Origin of the sequence: Streptacidiphilus fuscans (assembly GCF_015690355.1) — a bacterium.
GTDB lineage: Bacteria > Actinomycetota > Actinomycetes > Streptomycetales > Streptomycetaceae > Streptacidiphilus > Streptacidiphilus fuscans.
In genome coordinates this window covers 124,738-142,760 of the sequence record NZ_JADPRT010000005.1, presented here as the reverse complement: position 1 = coordinate 142,760, position 18,023 = coordinate 124,738, and the positions used below count along the sequence as shown (strand labels likewise).

Annotated in this window: 14 protein-coding genes; 6 read left to right on the top strand and 8 right to left on the bottom strand. The window is 68.8% G+C overall.

From position 1 onward, the window contains the following. Position 1: 1 nt before the first annotated feature. Positions 2–1,771: a cation:proton antiporter gene (locus I2501_RS13885; protein ID WP_196194284.1), complete on the bottom strand. Its 1,770-nt coding sequence runs from the start codon at positions 1,769–1,771 to the stop codon at positions 2–4. A gap of 27 nt (positions 1,772–1,798) precedes the next feature. Beyond that, a complete protein-coding gene (locus tag I2501_RS13880) occupies positions 1,799–2,638 on the bottom strand; it encodes an SDR family oxidoreductase (RefSeq protein WP_196194283.1) in 840 nt (279 codons plus the stop codon). A 229-nt stretch (positions 2,639–2,867) separates the two neighbouring features. Here I2501_RS13880 and I2501_RS13875 point away from each other — a divergent pair, with 229 nt between their 5' ends. Then, the gene (locus tag I2501_RS13875; protein ID WP_196194282.1) at positions 2,868–3,122 is read left to right on the top strand and encodes a hypothetical protein; all 255 of its coding nucleotides are present in this window, start codon (positions 2,868–2,870) and stop codon (positions 3,120–3,122) included. 158 nt (positions 3,123–3,280) lie between these two features. Here the strand turns inward: I2501_RS13875 and I2501_RS13870 are convergent, their stop codons facing one another. The 3 genes from I2501_RS13870 to I2501_RS13860 all read right to left on the bottom strand — a co-directional run bounded on the left by I2501_RS13870 (position 3,281) and on the right by I2501_RS13860 (position 7,323). Then, entirely contained in the window at positions 3,281–4,699 is a 1,419-nt protein-coding gene (locus I2501_RS13870; RefSeq protein ID WP_196194281.1) for a chloride channel protein, read from the bottom strand. Positions 4,700–4,901: 202 nt separating this feature from the next. Then, on the bottom strand, positions 4,902–5,915 hold the full coding sequence (gene cydB / locus I2501_RS13865) for a cytochrome d ubiquinol oxidase subunit II (protein WP_196194280.1): 1,014 nt from the start codon (positions 5,913–5,915) through the stop codon (positions 4,902–4,904). 25 nt (positions 5,916–5,940) lie between these two features. Continuing rightward, positions 5,941–7,323, bottom strand: coding sequence for a cytochrome ubiquinol oxidase subunit I (locus I2501_RS13860; protein WP_196194279.1), 1,383 nt, complete (start codon positions 7,321–7,323; stop codon positions 5,941–5,943). 307 nt (positions 7,324–7,630) lie between these two features. Between I2501_RS13860 and I2501_RS13855 the strand changes: the two genes are divergently transcribed. After that, positions 7,631–8,164 carry an SPW repeat protein gene (locus I2501_RS13855; protein ID WP_196194278.1) on the top strand — a complete coding sequence of 178 codons (534 nt, stop codon included), beginning with the start codon at positions 7,631–7,633 and terminating at the stop codon, positions 8,162–8,164. Positions 8,165–8,169: 5 nt separating this feature from the next. Here the strand turns inward: I2501_RS13855 and I2501_RS13850 are convergent, their stop codons facing one another. The 3 genes from I2501_RS13850 to I2501_RS13840 form a co-directional block, all read right to left on the bottom strand. Beyond that, positions 8,170–8,556, bottom strand: coding sequence for a hypothetical protein (locus I2501_RS13850; RefSeq protein WP_196194277.1), 387 nt, complete (start codon positions 8,554–8,556; stop codon positions 8,170–8,172). Next, a complete protein-coding gene (gene ctaD, locus I2501_RS13845; protein WP_196194276.1) occupies positions 8,553–10,283 on the bottom strand; it encodes an aa3-type cytochrome oxidase subunit I in 1,731 nt (576 codons plus the stop codon). Before ctaD ends, I2501_RS13850 begins: the two co-directional genes overlap by 4 nt. A gap of 194 nt (positions 10,284–10,477) precedes the next feature. Further along, positions 10,478–12,301 (bottom strand): glycoside hydrolase family 15 protein, encoded by a 1,824-nt coding sequence (locus I2501_RS13840; RefSeq protein WP_196194275.1) that lies wholly within the window; start codon positions 12,299–12,301, stop codon positions 10,478–10,480. A 239-nt stretch (positions 12,302–12,540) separates the two neighbouring features. On the opposite strand from I2501_RS13840, the gene I2501_RS13835 reads away from it, so the two are divergent. From I2501_RS13835 to I2501_RS13820, 4 genes are all read left to right on the top strand, one after another. Further along, the gene (locus I2501_RS13835) at positions 12,541–13,185 is read left to right on the top strand and encodes a GAP family protein (RefSeq protein WP_196194274.1); all 645 of its coding nucleotides are present in this window, start codon (positions 12,541–12,543) and stop codon (positions 13,183–13,185) included. 184 nt (positions 13,186–13,369) lie between these two features. After that, positions 13,370–15,439 carry a SpoIIE family protein phosphatase gene (locus I2501_RS13830; RefSeq protein ID WP_196194273.1) on the top strand — a complete coding sequence of 690 codons (2,070 nt, stop codon included), beginning with the start codon at positions 13,370–13,372 and terminating at the stop codon, positions 15,437–15,439. Positions 15,440–15,961: 522 nt separating this feature from the next. Then, positions 15,962–16,549, top strand: coding sequence for a S1 RNA-binding domain-containing protein (locus tag I2501_RS13825; protein ID WP_196194272.1), 588 nt, complete (start codon positions 15,962–15,964; stop codon positions 16,547–16,549). Between the two features lie 52 nt (positions 16,550–16,601). Further along, positions 16,602–17,027, top strand: coding sequence for an SMI1/KNR4 family protein (locus I2501_RS13820; protein WP_196194271.1), 426 nt, complete (start codon positions 16,602–16,604; stop codon positions 17,025–17,027). The last annotated feature ends 996 nt before the right edge of the window (positions 17,028–18,023 follow it).

Sequence of the window (18,023 nt, the reverse complement as noted above, 5' to 3'; positions counted from 1 at the left end):
CCTACATCGGCGGGGGCGTGGCGGCAGGACTGAGCAGGATGACGACGTCCCCGGCAGCCGGCGTCGCCGGGTGGCTCTCGGTGGCCGGGGTGAACTTGCCGTCCGGGTGGACCAGGAACAACACGTCGTGCCCGGCGGGAATCCCGTCGTCGACCAGGTGTGCAGCGATCCGGGCGCCGGCCTTGTACCGCTGGGCCAGCTCCGCCCGGGTGAGTGCGGCTCCGAAGAGCGGTTCCCCGCCGGTGAACGGGGCAACCACGCCGTGACTGCGGGTGGGTGGCCCGAGGCGCTGGACGGGGCCCTCGACCGTGCCTCGAAGGGTCATCGCAGCCAGTGCGTTGAAGTCGTCCTCCTCGGTGAGCAGCAGGACGCCGGTGACCCCCTCCAGTTCCGCCCCCTCGCCGGTGGCTGCGGCGAAGAGTTCCCCGGGTGCCAACTCCAGCCCGGCCGCGCTGATGTGCTGCCGCTGGCTCTCGACACCCGCCCACATCAGCACGTCGAGACCGGCCGAACGCAGGGCCAGTCCGAGATCGACCGCCCACGGCTCGCCGCCGACGAGCAGCGGCCGGGAGCGGGAGGGCCGCAGCACGTCGAGGCGCCTGGCCACAGGGAAGGCCGTCAGGCCGTAGAGCGTCACCGTGGCGACGATCACCAGGAAAGTGACGGGCAGGATCTTCTCGGCCCCGCCGACGCCCTTGGCAACCAGCGTGGCCGAGAAGGTCGAGGCGGTGGCCGCGGCGACGATGCCGCGCGGGGCCATCCAGCCGATGAACGCGCGCTCGCCGCGCGGAACGTCGGTCCGGGCGGTGGCGAGGGCCGCGACAAGCGGCCTGACCACCAGGACCAGAGCGGCGACCAGGCCCAGCGCGGGCAGCAGCAGGTGCTGGACCGAGGCGGGGGTGACGGTGGCCGAGATGGAGATGAACAGCAGACCGATGATGAGCGACACCAGCGTCTCGAAGAACGGTCGACGCGCCGGCAGGTCGAGGCGGGGAAGGTTGGCGAGCGCCATCCCCATGACGACCGCGGCGATCAGCCCGGTGTCGTCGCGGATGGCGTCGCAGGCCGCCGCCACGCCGACCGCCGCGGCGAGTTGCACCGTTGTGCCGAGGACCTCCCCGAGCTGCAGACGACGAAAGAGCGTCCAGAGCACGGCGGCCCCCACCGCGCCCCCGAGCAGACCGATCGCGGCGCTCGCCGCGAACGCTCCCAGCTGGGCGGCAAGGCCCTTGTGGGTGCTGGAGACGACGGCGTGGAAGACGAGCGCCCCCAGGATGCCGCCGACCGGGTCGATCAGCGACCCCTCCCAGACCAGGATGCGCTGGAGCCGCTCGGTCGGGCGCACGAAGTTGAGCAGGGGCCCGACGACGGTCGGTCCCGAGACGACCAGGATCGCTCCCAGCATCACCGCCGACCGCTTCGGCATGCCCAGGAGCGGGGCGGCGAGAGCAGCGGCGGAGGCCCAGGTGACCAGCGTGCCGATCCAGATCAGCCGGATCACCACGCGCCGCGTGTGCCCTTGGAGTCTGCGCAGGTCGAGTTCGAGTCCGGCGTCGTAGAGGATGACCGCCACCGCCAGCGACACCATCGGCGAGAAGGCCGCGCCCAGCAACCGGTTCGGATTGACGTCACTGGTGAGCGCTCCGGCGGTGAAGCCGACCGGCAGCAGGACGATGAGTGCGGGGATGCGCAGCCGGCGCGCCAGCAGTTGGGATCCGACTGCGAGCACGACGATGAGCCCCAGGCCCGCCAGAATCTGATTCTGCGTCACCACACACCTCGTGAGCGGCTGTTCTGTTCAGCCTCCGGTGGCGAAGCCGGGGAAGAGAGTCATCCCGCCGTCGACGTAGATCGTCGTCCCCACGACGTAGTCCATCAGGTCGGACGCGAGCACGGTCACCGCGTCGGCGATGTCGTCCGGGTCGCCGACCCGACGGTAGGGGATCAGCTTCAGGAGGTTCTGCTCGGCCTCGGGAGTGTCCCACGCGCTGCGGTTGATGGGGGTGCGGATGGCGCCCGGCGCCACGGCGTTGACCCGGATCCCGTGCGGCCCGAGCTCCTGCGCCAGGGTCTGCATCAGCATCAGGACGCCGCCCTTGGAGGCGGCGTAGTTCGCGTGGCCGGACCAGGGGATGATCTGGTGCACCGAGCTCATGCAGACGATCTTCCCCGCGGAACGGGAAACCTCCGGAACGACGCCCCGGCGCAGGAACTCCTTCGCCGCCTCCCTCGCGCACAGGAACTGGCCGGTGAGGTTCACATCGATGACCTTGTGCCACTCCTCGACGGTCATGTCCGTCAGCGCGGCGTCCCGCTGGAGGCCGGCATTGGCCACCAGGACGTCGATGGTGCCGAACTCCTCCAGCATGCGAGCGAACATCCCGACGACCTGGCCTTCGTCGGACACGTCCGCCTCGTGTGCGAACGCCCGGACGCCGAAGCTCTGGATCTTGCTGACCACGTCTTCGGCCGCCTCTCGGCCGAAGACGTAGTTGACGACCACATCCGCCCCCGCGCGGCCCAGTGCGATCGCGGTGGCCAGGCCGATGCCGGAGTTGGCCCCGGTCACCAGCGCCTTCTGCCCCCTGAGAAGCGGCAGTGCCTCGGGCCGCCGTCCGCTGTCCGCCGGTTGGGTCACGGTCGTCTCCCGTCGTTGGTATGCCCGATCGCCTGGACCGGTCGAACCTGCCCTCGCGACACAACCATCCGGAACGGTCGGCCGCACGCAGGCGCATGCTTCGTTCGACCGACGGAGGTATCCGCCGTCCGCCCGATGGCGTATCCGGCGCGGCCGGGGCGCTCCATGGCCGTGCGCTCCCGTGGGGTTTGCGCGTGCGGCCGAGCGTGTCAAGGCTTCGAATGGTCCCATGGAAGATCATCCGGCTGTCACTTACACGTCCGAACTACTGGCCCTCACCAAGGATCTGGACCGCGCGGCTGCCGCGGACTTCGTCCTCCGCGTCTTCGACAGCGGTGCCGACCACGGTTCCCATGAGGCCCTCGCCAACATCGCGGCCGAAGAGACCGAGAAGGACGCCCAGATCCGCCGTCTCGCCGAACGCCTGGTGGCCCTGGGCGAGGACCCACTGGACGTGGCGCGGCTGATGCGGGGTGCGGACTGAACGACGCTTCCGAGGACGGAGCCCGGCCTACGGAGTCTCCAAGGCCCAAGCGCCCCAGGGGGTCAGACCCCAGCGCAGCGGTTCGGCCACGGGGCCGGCACCTGCCCGCGCCGTTCTGCTGGTCGGCGCGCGGGCGAGGCGAAAGCGACACGGGTAAGTCACCCGGTCGAGCGGCCGCCCTCGCCCCCGGACGGCTCACCCTGCGCCGACCCGGAGGGCTCCGACCCTGACGCCTGCGCCCCCGGGGCGCCTCCGGCGGCTGACGGCGGGGTCAGCCTGAGCGTGAGCACGTAGGAGACCACGACGGCCACGATCACCAGCGGCATCACGGTGATCCCCTCTTTGCCCAGCAGCAGGGTGGCCAGGAGCAGGGAGACCATCGGGAACTTGAGCATCGCGGCGGACATCGCGCCCACGCCCATCGCGAGCCCGGCGGTCTCGCCGAGCCCGGGCAGGTGGGAGAACGCGATGCCTGCGGCCGCGCCGACGAACATGGCGGGGAAGATCGGGCCGCCGCGGAAGGCCGACATCGACACGCAGTAGGCGAGCGCCTTGCAGGCGACGAGCACCACCAGGCCGCCCGCCGAATACTGTGCGCTGTTCTCCAGCAGGGAGCCGAGTCCGCTCTGCCCCGAATACAGGACTCCCGATGCCGCGTGGCCGGTCCACTCCGCGTAGACGAGGGCGATCAGACCGACGACGACGCCGGCGAGCACGGTGGCCGGCAGCCGTCGCGGCTGGACCAGTTTCATCAGGTGGACCGCGAGCCACCGGATCCCGTAGCCGAGAAGGGCCGCCGCCACTCCGATCAGCAGCGCCCATCCGAACTCGGCGGCGTCCGGTCGGGCCGCATGGGGGACGTCGGGCAGGACCAGCGAGTAGGTGCCCAGACCCGTCCACGACCCCAGGCCGGTGAAGATGAGCGCGCCGATGCCGGAGGCGAGCAGGCCGGGCACGAGGACGATGCCGAGCATCGGTCCGCCCAGGCCGGACATCTCCATCAGCAGGAACGCCCCGAGCAGGGGCGAGCCCAGCAGGGTGCTGATCGCGGCGAAGCTCCCGGAGGATCCGACGACGGTTCTCGCCTGTTTCGGGAACGGTTTCCGCGCCACCCGCAGTGCGGCGACGGCCAAGCCACTGCCGATGGCGATGAGCGGGGCCTCGGGGCCGACGACAGCACCGAGGCTCAGTGAGACCACGGCGGCGAGTGCGACACCGGGCAGCTCGGCGGTCGGGGTCGGACCGGACGCCACGAAGCCTTTGGCGGGCTCGTGCCCGCCGTTGCCGGGAAGGTACCGGACGATCGGGCCGACGAGGAGCCCGGCCACGGCCAGCAGCGGAATCGGCCACCAGTTGGGCGTGCCGTGGAAGCCCAGAGCCTTGGGCAGGTCCGTGTAGGTCAGCGACTGGAGCTCGTTGACAAGTGCGAGGAAGCCGAAGGCCGCCGCCGAAATCGGGACACCCAGGACTGCGGCGATCAGGAGCACCATCAGGTACCCGCGGCTGCGGACGAGCCTGAGCGGGTCTGTGGTGATTGCCGGGGGCTTCCCCGGGGCGGGGGCCTTCTCCTCGGACATCGCAGGACTCCTGACCGGTCTGGCTGGGGCCCCAGCGCCAGCGGGCCTGACGGCTACCGGGGCGATCAGAGCTTCCCGTGCGAACTCCGCACCGGGCGGAACGGCTGCCGGACGCTCGCTGGTGCCCTCAGGACAGATCATCGCGGGCCGACCCAGATTCGGCATCCGCGTCGCTCGGGACGCGCCGGGCGACGACCGGGACTTACTCCGCTTCGGCCGAGGAGGTGAAGTGGTCGGCCGAGATGCGCAGCCGGAAGACGTGGTACGTCCAGCTCTGGTAGAGCAGCACCAGGGGGAAGAACACGATTGCGACGACCGTCATCACCTTCAGCGCGTAGTTCCCCGACGCGCTGTTGTGCACGGTCAGGTTGTAGGCGGAGTTGGTGCTCGACACCATCAGCCGGGGGTAGAGGTCGACGAACATCGACAGGACGGTCGTCGCGATCGTGACCGTGGTGGCAACGAAGGCCCACCCCTCATGCCGCGAATTGACCAACCAGACCGCGGCGAGAACGGCGATGACGGCGACGAACCCGAGAATGCTGGGCAGCACGCCGTCTCCCGCGGTCGAATGTGTCCAGGGAAGGAAAGCCAGCACGGCCAGGGCGGTGAGCGGTGCGATCCGCCGGGCCAGCAGGGACGCACCGCCCTCTACCGTGCCCGTCGTCTTGAGCGCGATGAACGCCGCGCCGTGCAGGAGGCACAGCAGGACGAGCGTGACGCCGGCGAACACGGAGTACCCGGAGAACAGGTCCCCGACGTTGCCGGTGAACTCCTGGTTCTGATCGATCGGAACGCCGTGCAGCAGGCCGCCCAGGGCGATACCGATCAGCAGGGGGACCAGCAGGCTGCCGCAGGTGAGGGTGGCGTCCCAGGTGCGGCGCCAGCGCGCGCTGTCCACCTTGCCGCGGAACTCGAAGGAGACGCCGCGCAGGATGAGCCCGACCAGCAGCAGGATCATCACCGGGTAGAAGCCGGAGAACATGGTCGCGTACCAGGCCGGGAACGCCGCGAACATCGCCGCTGCCGCGACGATGAGCCAGACCTCGTTGCCGTCCCACAGAGGTCCGATGGTGTTGATGGCCGCCCGCCGCCCTGCTTCGTCCCGGGCCACGAAGCTGTGCAGCATTCCCACGCCCAGGTCGAACCCCTCCAGGACGAAGAAACCGGCCCACAGGACGGCGGTGAGGATGAACCAGAAGGTGGCCAGTGCCATCGGAGACCTCTGCGGTGGGTGGGTGTCAGTAGGACAGGCTCGGGACGGGCTCGTCCTCGTTGGGCGCGGGCGTGAGGTCCTTGCGGGCGAACCGGATCATCAGTACCGCTTCGACGACGGCCAGCGCGGCGTAGAGCAGGAAGAACACCACCAGGCTGGTGGCGACGGTCGCCGTGGTCACCGATGGCGAGACGCCGTTCTTGGTGAGCTGGATGCCCTGCACGATCCACGGCTGTCGGCCGCTCTCGGTCAGCAACCAGCCCGCGGTGTTCATCAGGAAGGGCAGGACGACGACCCACACGGCGATCCGCTGGAACCACCGCGCGGCGCCGAGCCGTCTGCGCCACATCAGCCACAGGCCCCACAGGCCGACCAGCAGCACCACGACGGCGAGGTAGGCCATGACCCGCATCGACCAGTACTGGATGAAGATGTTCGGGACGTAGCTACTGGGGCCGTACTGCGCCTGGTACTGGCTCTGGACGGTGTCGAGGCCCAGGACCTTCCCGTTCCAGTGGTTGGTCGCCAGCAGCGAGAGCAGGTGCGGCACCTCGATGATCTTCGTCGGAGTCTGGTCGTTCTTGCCACCGCCGATCTGGAACAGCGAGAAGGAGCAGGGCTGGCACGTCGTCCACTGGGCCTCGGCGCCGGCGATCTTCATCGGCTGGTACTTTCCCTCGGTCACGCCCAGTTCGCTGCCCACAAGCATCGCCACGAGGATCACGGGGACGAGGACGACCAGGGAAAGCCGCGCGGAGGACTGGAAGGTGCGCGGGGACGCTCCCTTGCGCAGCTGCCACAGCGAGACGGCCAGCATGACGGCCGCCCCGGTCACCACGGACGCCAGGATCACGTGCAGGTAGCCGCGCAGGAACACGGGGTTGGTGAAGAGCTTCCAGACGTCGTTGAGCTGGGGACGTCCGGTCGAGGAGTTGATCGCGTAGCCCACCGGGTGCTGCATCCACGAGTTCGCCGCCATGATGAAGGCCGCCGACAGGGCGCCACCCACCGCCACCATCCAGATGGTCGCCAGGTGTACCCGCCTGGGGAGTCGGTCCCAGCCGAACAGCCACAGGCCGAGGAACGTGGACTCGAGGAAGAAGGCCGCCAGCCCCTCCATCGCCAGAGGCGCACCGAACACGTCCCCTACCGTCCGTGAGTACTGCGACCAGTCCATGCCGAACTGGAACTCCTGGACGAGACCTGTCACCACGCCGACAGCGATGTTGATCACCAGGAGGGTGCCGAAGAACCTGGTCAGCTGCAGGAGCTCGGATCGGCCCGTCCGATGCCAGCCGGTCTGGAGCAGGGCAGTGAGAAAGGCCAGCCCGATGGTGACCGGGACGAACAGGAAATGGTAGATCGACGTCATGGCGAACTGCAGTCTGGCGAGATCGAGTTGACTCATCCCGGCTCTGCTCCTAGGGCCTGTTGTGGAACTCGCTTCGGACCAGCCGGTTTCGTCTGGAGCGCTGCTCCCCGTCATACACATATGCACCAGGCATCACGCGTGGCAGTGGCGCTGTTACGTCCATCGGGCGTCAGCCGAACAGCGCAGCCGGTGCGGCGCTCTCGTCAGTACCGGGGCCCGTCCATGAGGTGGCGCTGCCACGGGTCGAGCAGGACGGGACGCGAACCGGGGCGAGCGTCCTTGCCGCGCCTGGTGCCCTCTCACCAGGCGTGGTGTTTCGTATGCAGCGATAATCCAAGGGGTCGTGCTGCGGCACGTCGGCCGCGGCGCAAAACCCGACGATCACGAAGCCGGAGGGATTGCCATGGCGCTTGTGACATCACCGTCCTCGTCTGTCAGCGTCGCCTTTGGTCCGCCCAAGTCGATCACCCCGCCCCGGCCGCTGTGGTGGGCGGACCAGCGGCAGGCCGTCGGCTATCTGCTGCTGGCCATCGGGGTCTGGTTGTTCATCACCCTCTGGGTGCTCGACTACCCGCAGACCGCGGCGGCCCAGAATGCCCACCTGAACGAGATCATGGTCGGGATCGTGGTCTTCCTCAACGGACTGTCCCGCATGCTCCGCGACCCCTCCCGGCTCAGCGACGGGGTTGTCGCGCTGGCGGGCGCATGGCTCGTCGCCGCCCCGTTTGCTGTGGGGTACACGAGCCATGCCGATGCCGGTGTCGCCGCGGTCACCGACTGGGTGACCGGAGGAGTGCTGATTCTGCTCGCCCTCTACAGCGCATTCGCGCTGAGGTTCTCGGAGCGGCTTTTTCAACGCCAGGCTCGCCGGGCCTGACGGATTCATGGACCAAGGAGCAGTTCCTGGATCAGCACGGCAACCGCCACGGCGGCCAGGCAGCAGCCGAAGAGCCGGGCTCGTAGGGCCGAATAGCGGTCGGTGTACTCCTGCCGCATGACCTTGCTGCGTTCGGCGAGGCGGCAGACGGTGGCACGCGAGACCTCCAGATGATCGGCGGCGTAGACACGGATCACCTCGTCGCGTTCAACGGTGGTCAGCCACGGCAGTCTGTCCGCGAAGCACTGGGCTGCGGACCGCGCTTGCTTGGCCTCCGCCTGCCAGACCAGGAAGCCCTCCAGATGACGGAGCCCCTGTTCCGGGTCTGGAGCCTCCGGGTGATGCGCGGTCACCTCGGCGGCGGAGAATCTGTTGTGGGGTCGCTCGCTCACCCGTGCTGGCCCTTTTCCCGCTCGATCGCGGCAGCCAGGTGCGGGGGCACCTCGCCCGCGTTCTCCATGTAGTCCTGCGCCGCGATCGCCGGGTGGTGCAGCTCGAAGGCGGGAGATTCGGAGCGGATGCGGGGCAGGGTGAGGAAGTTGTGCCGCGGGGGCGGGCAGGAGGTCGCCCACTCCAGGGAGCGGCCGTAACCCCACGGGTCGTCGACCTCGACCTTCTCGCCGTACTTGGCGGTCTTCCAGACGTTGTAGAGGAACGGCAGGAGCGAGGTGCCCAGGAGGTAGGAGCCGATGGTCGAGATCACGTTGAGGGTGGTGAAGTTGTCCTGGGGAAGGTAGGTCGCGTAGCGGCGCGGCATGCCCTCGGCCCCGAGCCAGTGCTGCACCAGGAAGGTGGTGTGGAAGCCGATGAACAGCATCCAGAAGCAGATCTTGCCCAGGCGCTCGTCCAGCATTTTCCCGGTCCACTTCGGCCACCAGAAGTGGAAGCCCGCGAACATGGCGAAGACGACGGTGCCGAAGACCACGTAGTGGAAGTGGGCGACGACGAAGTACGAGTCCGAGACGTGGAAGTCGATCGGCGGGGAGGCGAGCAGAACACCCGTCAGACCACCGAAGACGAAGGTCACCAGGAAGCCGATGGTCCACAGCATCGGGGTCTCGAAGCTCAGCGAGCCGCGCCACATGGTGCCGATCCAGTTGAAGAACTTGACGCCGGTCGGTACGGCGATCAGGAACGTCATGAAGGCGAAGAACGGCAGCAGCACCGCGCCGGTGACGTACATGTGGTGGGCCCAGACCGTGACTGAGAGCCCCGCGATGGCGATGGTGGCCGCGACCAGCGACTGGTAACCGAACATCGGCTTGCGCGAGAAGACCGGCACGATCTCGGAGATGATGCCGAAGAACGGCAGCGCGATGATGTACACCTCGGGGTGCCCGAAGAACCAGAACAGGTGTTGCCACAGGATCGCCCCGCCGTTGGCCGGGTCGTAGACGTGGGCGCCGAACTTGCGGTCCGCCTCCAGCGCCAGCAGCGCGGCCGCCAGCACCGGGAAGGCCAGCAGGACCAGGACCGCGGTGAGCAGCACGTTCCAGACGAAGATCGGCATCCGGAACATCGTCATCCCCGGGGCACGCATGCAGAGGATGGTCGTGATGAAGTTGACGGAGCCGAGGATGGTGCCGAAGCCGGACAAGGTCAGACCCATGATCCACATGTCGCCGCCGATGCCGGGGCTGTGGATCGCGTCCGACAGCGGCGAGTAGGCGAACCAGCCGAAGTCGGCCGCACCGTCGGGCGTGAGGAACCCGGCGACGACGATCAGGGAGCCGAACAGGTACAGCCAGTAGGCGAAGGCGTTGAGGCGGGGGAAGGCGACGTCGGGAGCGCCGATCTGCAGCGGCATGATCCAGTTCGCGAAGCCGGCGAAGAGCGGCGTCGCGAACATCAGCAGCATGATCGTGCCGTGGATGGTGAAGGCCTGGTTGAACTGCTCGTTCGTCAGCAGGTCGTTGTCCGGCCGGATCAGTTGGCTGCGGATCAGCAGCGCCAGGACACCGCCGACGAGAAAGAATCCGAACGACGTGATGATGTAGAGCGACCCGATGGTCTTGTGGTCCGTGGTGGTCATCCACTTGACCATGATCTGGCCGGGGGACGGCGGCTTGCGTTGCGCCGCGATCGCGTCGGTCACGACGGTGGGCTCTGCTGCCTGCATTGTTCTCCTCGTGCGCGGCCCTGCACCGGTCGAGCGCACGGGGGCACGTTGGTGCTGGACAGCCGTCTGTCCGGCTTGTCCGGAACGCTAGTGACTCTCCGTCAAGCCTGAAGGCGACACGCCGGGCCGGCGCTCGTCACGTAGCCGGTCGTGTGCAGGGCCTAGGCCATTCGAGTGTGCCCCGGCCTGCGGTGTCAGCCGTCTGGGTTGTCGAGGGCCTCGTCGAGGGTGGTGGCTGCGGTGATGAGCGAGAGGTGCGTGAAAGCCTGCGGGAAGTTGCCCAGTTGCTCGCCGCTGGGGCCGACCTCTTCGGCGAACAGGCCGACGTGGTTGGCGTAGGTCTGCATCTTCTCGAAGGTGTAGCGGGCCTGGCGCAGGCGGCCGGCGCGGGCGAGTGCGTCCACGTAGAGGAAGGTGCACAGGCTGAAGGTGCCCTCCGAGCCACGCAGGCCGTCGGGGGAGGCGGCCGGGTCGTAGCGGTAGACCAGGCTGTCCGAGACCAACGTGCGGTCCATCGCGTCCAGGGTGGACAGCCACGTGGGGTCGCGGGGCGCCACGAAGCCCACCCGGGGCATCAGCAGCAGCGAGGCGTCCAGGACGGCGCCCGCGCCGTAGTGCTGCACGAAGGCCTTGTCCGTTTCGCTCCAGCCGCGCGACATGACCTGCTCCAGGATGGCGTCCCGGGCCTTGGTCCAGCGCTCCGTGTCGGCGGGCCGGCTGAACTCGGCGGCCATGCGCAGTCCGCGGTCGAAGGCGGCCCAGCACATCACCCGGCTGTAGGTGAAGTCCTTGCGCCCGCCTCGGGTCTCCCAGATGCCCTCGTCGGGACGGTCCCAGGAGTCGGCCAGCCAGTCCAGGCCGTCCCTGACGGCCTTCCAGCCGCGGTAGTCGGCCTGCATGCCGATAGTCCGGCCCTGGGAGAGGCCGTAGAGCGCCTCGCCGTAGATGTCGAGTTGGAGCTGGTCCGCGGCCGCGTTGCCGACCCGAACGGGATAGGAGCCGCGGTATCCCTCGAAGTGTTCGAGGATCTCCTCGGTCAGGATGGGCTCCCCGTCGACCCGGTACATGATCTTGAGCGCTTCTTTGCCGCCCTGCTGCCGCTCGGCGATGAGCCGGTTGCGGATCCAGTGGGCGAACGCGGTCGCCTCCTCGGTGAATCCGAGGTCGAGCAGGGCCCGGATGGAAAGGGAACCGTCGCGGACCCAGGTGTAGCGGTAGTCCCAGTTGCGTTCCCCGCCGACCTGCTCGGGCAGGCCCATCGTTGCCGCGGCGACCGGCGCGCCGGTGGGAGCGTAGGTGAGCAGTTTGAGGGTGATGGCGGACCGGTTGACCATGTCCGGCCAGCGACCGCGGTAACGGGACCCACGCGTCCAGCGCTGCCAGTGGTCGACCACTCCCCAGAGCTTCTCCTCCGCCTCGGCAGTGGTCACGGGCGGCGGCGGGGGCCCGACAGCGCCGCAGACGGTGAAGACGACCACCGCGGTCTCACCCTCGTGGAGGGTCACGGCGCCCACGGCGTCGCTGGCGTCGCGCTCGATGGGGAAGGTGGCCTGCAGGTAAGCGGTGTTCTGAGGAGCGCGGAACACCGCGCCGTCGTTCGTGAGGTCCAGGTCGTGGGTGACGCGGCCGTAGTCGAAGCGCGGACGGCACTCCAGGGTGAACCGGACGGTGCCCCTGACCGAGCGGATCGCGCGCATGAGGGTGTGCCGGTCCGTGACGGTTTCCGAGCCTGCCGGGTCCATGCAGTCGAGGACCTCGCCGACTCCGTCCGGCGACATGAACCGGGTGACCAGGACGGCCGTGTCCGGGTAGTACAGCTGCTTGCGCGAGTCGTCCGGCGCGTCCGGCGCGATACGGAAGTAGCCGCCCTTGTCGTGGTCGAGCAGGGCGGCGAAGATGCTCGGGGAGTCGAACCGCGGAGCGGCGAACCAGTCGACGACTCCCTGCGAGGAGACCAGGGCTGCGGTCTGCAGGTCGCCCACCAGCCCGTGCTCGGCAATCGGAGGGTAGCGGTCCATGACCGTCCAATCGAAGGAGGTCCCCCTCTTCAACTATCCGACGCGTCCCACCCCTTCGCCTCTCCTGACCGCGCCGATCCTCCGGTGCCCTGGCGTTCTGGGCGCTTCGTGGTCGCGCCGGATGTGCGAGGCTCATCGATGGGTGCTGTGATGGTGCCCGACACCCGGCCCTGGGGTGTCAGCTGCCCGCCCAGGAGGGCCTGATGAGCACACCTCGCCTCTGAGGCTCACCGACTGACATGGTTCTCGACCTCGTCCTGATCGGCCTGGCCGTCACGCTGGAGCCGGTGCCGATCGTCGCGTTCATCCTCCTGCTGTCCGTGGAGCGGGGCGTGCGCAAGGGGCTCGCCTTCATCACGGCGTGGCTCGCGTCCCTCGTGCTGGTTCTCGCACTGGTGCTCGTGACGACCGGCGGTACCCCGCCCACGCGCGGGTCCGCTCCGTCGACCGCCGTCCTCGCCGTCAAACTGGCGATCGGTGTCGGACTCGTGACCTATGGCGAGCACCGGCGTCGTCGGCTCGGGCGCCCCCGCAAGCCGCCCGCCTGGGCCACCCGGCTGAACAGCGTCTCCGTCTGGTCCGCGGCCGGATTGGCCTTCCTGGTGCAGCCGTGGGGGCTCATCGCGGCGGGCTGCGCGACCGTGGTCGATGCGGACATGTCCATGGTCACCAGCTACCTGGCCCTGACGGGATTCTGCCTGCTCTCCACGGGGAGCCTGCTGGCGATGCAGATCTACGCCACCTTCTGCCCGATGACCGCCCAGGACCGGCTGACGGGGTTCAGAGCCTGGATCGAGAGGCATGAGGACCAGGCCGTCGTCGTGATCGCCCTGCTCCTCGGTCTCTGGCTCGTCGGCAGGAGCGTCGCGCAGCTCGTCGGCTAGCGCGCGCCGCCTTCCCCGGGGCGGCGCGCTGATGTCTGCAATGCCGTGGGCTGGGCCGTATGTCGGGGATCATGGTGGCCATGAACGAGGCCGTGGGCTGCTCCGTGCTGGACTGCCGGTCAGGCAGTTGCTCGTCCCGCCGGGGACCAGGGCGGGCGAGTGGGTGGTTGGGTCGGTGAGCCCGGTGGAGGAGCCGGCTGAGGGGCTGACGCTGGACGCGATGTTCAGTCAGTCGCCGTTGGGGCTGCAGATCTTCGACGCCGACCTGCGGCTGGTGCGTATCAATCCGGCGACGGCGGCCATGCGGGGTCGCGATGCCGGGGACATGGCCGGACTGCCTCTGCGGGAGCTGTTCGCGCTGGAGGATCCCGACGCGGTGGAGGCTCTGGCGCGTTCGGTGCTCGAGGACGGGCGGCCCGTGCTGGAACGGCGTGTGAGGGCGTTCATCGACCCGCACCCGGCGCCGGCGCGCACCTTCTCGGTGTCGCTGTTCCGGCTGCGGTCAGAGGCGGGGCCGGTCCTCGGGTTGGCGGCGGCCGTGGTGGACGTGACGGAAGAGGCGGCAGCGGAGGCGGGCTCACAGGTCCTGGACGCGGTACGGGCACGGGCAGGCGCCTCACTGGACGCGGTCGACATCTGCCGGGAGCTGGCCGGCGTCCTTGCGGGCGGGACGGCCGATGCGGTGGTCGTGGAGGTCGTCGACGCCGTGATGACGGGCGATGATCCTCCGTTGCTGCCCGCACCGCAGTTCACGGCCCTGCACTGCGCGGCCGTGGGACGTCGCGGCACCGGTCGGGGGAGTGGACCGCTCGGGTCCTCGCATGTGCCCGACGCGGCGTCGCCCGCCGGCCTTGCGCTGGCGCAGGGCAGACCGGTCACGGTCACGGTGGAGGGCGATGCGGCCTGGCTGCATGCCGCCGACCACGTCGCCGCCCTGCGCGGGGCAGCGCCGGTCGCGGTGCTGGTGGCGCCGTTCATCGTGCGCGGCACGCTGCTCGGCCTGGTGAGCCTGTACCGGTGGCAGGGCTCGCCTTCCTTCACCCAGGAGGACACGGCCATGGCCGCGACGGTGACCGACTACGTCGCCCTGTGCCTGGACAACTCGCGCCGCTACACCCGGGAGCACGCGGTGGCCGCCACCGTCGCGCGACGATTCCTGCCGCAGGCACCCCAGCCCACCGTCGGCCTGGAGACCGCCCAAGGGCATCTGGCCACGCATCCGGCCACCGGCGGCTGGTACGACGTCATCCCCATATCCAGCGCCCGCACCGCCCTGGTCATCGGCGAGGTCGACGGCTCCGGCATCCACACCTCCGCGACCATGGGCCAACTGCGCACCGCACTGCGCTGCCTGGCATCACTCGACCTCGAACCCGACGAGCTCCTCGCCCGCCTGGACGAGACCACCCGGCAACTGGCAGCTGAGCGACGCGCTCTGCCCGCGGCCGACCCGCTGCGGGAGCAGTCGCTGACGGCGAGCTGCCTGTGCGCGGTCTACGACCCGGTGGCCGGCACCCTCACCGTGGCCCGCGCGGGACACCCCGGACTGGTCCTCATCCCCCCGGACGGATCCCTCACCGACGTGGACCTCCCCGACGTGGGCCTCCCCGACGGGCCGCGGCTCGGCACCTCCGAGACCGCGCCCTTCGCTGCGGCCCGGATGCCCGTCCCCGACGGCACGGTGGTCGCGCTCGCCACTCCGCAACTGTTCACCGCCCTCGGCACTCAGGGCCTGCGGGACCGCCTCGTGCCCGTCGGCCGCCTGCTGCGCGAGCAGTGCGACCAGGCCCTGCTCGCCGCGGAGGTCGCCGGCGAGGCGGGGGCGGTGGTCCTGCTCCTGGGCCGGGCCACAGGACTGGCCGGCGACGGCGCCGTGGACTGGGTCCTGGACGCCGATGAACGCACCCCGGCACTGGCGCGCAGGCTCGTCCGGGCGCAGCTGGGACGCTGGGGGCTTCCCGAGGAGGTCTCGCACACCACCGAACTCCTGGTGAGCGAGCTGGTGACCAACGTCGTCCGCTACGGCAGACCGCCGTGCCGCCTGGGACTGATCCACGCCGACGACCTGACGCTCGAGGTCAGCGACGGCGCGGCTTCCAGCCCCCACCTGCGCCACGCCCGGACCACGGACGAGGGCGGCCGCGGGCTCTACATCGTGTCGCAATTCGCGGACCGCTGGGGCGTGCGGTTCACGCCGACCGGGAAGACGGTATGGGTCGAGCAACACGTCACGAACGGAACCCACCCGGCCTGACGGACCCCTTGCTGACCACGGAGGGTGCGACACGCCCCTGGGCAGGGAAGAAGCGCCTGGGTTGTGATATGCCCGACTTCTCCGTGGACGATCCGCACGATAGTGCATGGCAGGGACCCGACGTGGGCCCCGCGCCTGCAAGGAGGGCGAGCCCCAACGGGGAACCCCGGGCAAGCACCTCTATGGGACTGCCTGCACTGCCTGTGACCTGCGGGGATTCAGCCTTCTCGGCGGTTCGGGAAAGCGGGGCTGAAGCAACAGGTTCAGAATGCCCCGGTCATGCGACCGCGGGAACCTCGGGGAGCCGAAGGGCTCGTGCCCTTGTCGTGAATCCCATGTGCCGTCTTCTGTTCCAGTCCGAATGCTGACTCAATGCTGACCTAGCTGACGAACTGTCAGGGAACGCTTCAGTCATATGGGCGAAGCGCCGCGGACGTGCTGAGTTGGCTGTGCCGGTTTCTTTGGGAGTCGTTTCGAAGTGAATCCGGGAGTCACTTCCTCGGCTTATGGGTGACAAAGTCGGTGAGTTTTGATGTCGCTCATCCGTTCGAGGACGGGCGTATGGTCGCCTCTGTGACTGACCAGCTCCCGTCTCCGGCCCTCAAGAAGTTCCTGTCGACGCTTCGTCGCGGTGAGGTGCGGTCCGGGGTTGTCGTGTCGGTCGAGCAGTTCGGTGTGTTGGTCGATCTTGATGGGGCGCCGGAGTCGATGGCGGGGATCATTCCGTTGCCCGAGGTGTCGTGGCAGTGGCTCCCCTCGGACGAGGTCCTGGCGGTGGGCCAGCGGGTGACCGCCGAGGTGCTGGATGTGGAGTCCGAGACGCGCGGACAGGCTGTACTTTCCTTGATCGCCCTCCAGTCCAACCCATGGTTGGACCGGGTCGATCGGGTCGGCAGTGTCCTGACCGGTCGCGTCACGAAGGTTGTCCCGTTCGGGGTCTTCGTGGGCGTCGATGACGGCATGAGCGGTCTGGTCCACATATCCGAACTGCCGCGTCCCTGTGAGAGCTTCAGGATCGGGGACGAGTTGACCGTGCAGATCGCCGAGGTGGAACCGGAGCGACGCCGGATCCGTCTCGCTCTCCCGGGCAGCGCCGGTCCAGTCGAGTGAGGCCGGCCGTCATACTGTCCGGGCGGTGATCTTCCAGTTGGGATGAGCAAACATGTGGATCGAGCTGGTCAGCTCGTTGCCGGGGCCGACAGTCTTGCGGTCCCCGGCCTCCGAATCTTCTCTGCAGAGCTGTGCTGACGCTCTTGGTCATGCACTGCCGATAGACCTCGCGGCTCTGCTCCGCGAGAGCGACGGCGTCGAAGGCGAATACGGGGCGGGGCTCGTCTGGTCCGCAGACAGGATCGCCTCGGAGAATCTGACCCTGCGCCAGGATGAGGAGTTCGCGGCTCTGTATATGCCCTTCGACCCCCTGATCTTCTTCGCCGATGCTGGGAACGGGGACTTGTTCGCGCTCCTGTCCGCCGTCCGCCGACCCGACGTGTTCGTGTGGGATCACGAGACTGACAGTCGCACTTGGGTGGCACCGAGCCTCGCCAAGTATCTTGAATGGTGGCAGGCCGGGCATATCGAGCTCTAGCGAAGCGTCCCACCGCGGCTTCGCCGGCGCGTCCAGATCCGCCCGCAGCATGTAAGCGATCAGCTGCTTGTACGGGTCCAGCCGGGACTCGCGCTAGCGTGGCTTCTTCCGAGGCTCGGGCCACTGCCCGTTCAGGGCCCGGCGAACCGTTCGCCAGGTGACGTTGTACTTGTGCTGCAGGGCTCGCTGGGACAGTCCGTTGCGGTCGTGGTCACGGCGAATGGCGGCGTAGAGATCTACCTTCGACTCCGACATCGAGCCCCCCTACGGGAGATGCACACTCCACGCTCCCACCGCAAGAGCCCTACTGACGTCAAAACAAACCGACACGGCAAACTCGGTCAGAAGGTGACTCCCGCAATCAGCTCGGAACGACTCCCGCCCTCAGTTACAAAGCCACTGAGTGGACGTCGTGGGTCGGATGTGGTGAGTTCAGGGTGGTTGACGAAGCGTCTGCCATGCGACGCGCTCGTACTCCGTGCCGCGCAGCCGTGTCAGTCAAAGCGGCCACCGGGCGGTAGCGGGATACCGGTTCTCCATCAACACCTTCGCGCCCTCGACAGCCCGCGGAGGTAGGGCCATGGACGGCAGGCGACCAACAACTTCCTCACCGATCGGATCGAGTCCGTACGGGTGGCCACGTCTTCCCACATGTCCTCTGGCTCGTCGTCGGCTGGGCGGTACGCGGGGTCTGGTCGAGCTCGGTACCGGCTTTGAGGGTTCCCGCGTGCCCCAATGGGCACGCGGGAATGGCGGAACGTCAGGGGCTCTGGCGTGCCGCGACGTCGGTGATCAGGGGGCCGCAGCCGCCGCCGTTGTTCTTGGAGGCGAACTCCAGGGTGGACAGGTAGTCGGTGGGGGTGAAGGTGAAGCTGGCCTTGGTCCAGTGTCCTGCCGTGGTGGGGCTGCCGGGGTTGTACAGCGGGTTGACCCGGTTCCCGAGCGCGCGGGCGGAGTACTCCTGGTTGGCGCCGGCCGGGCAGCCGCTCCAGGTGT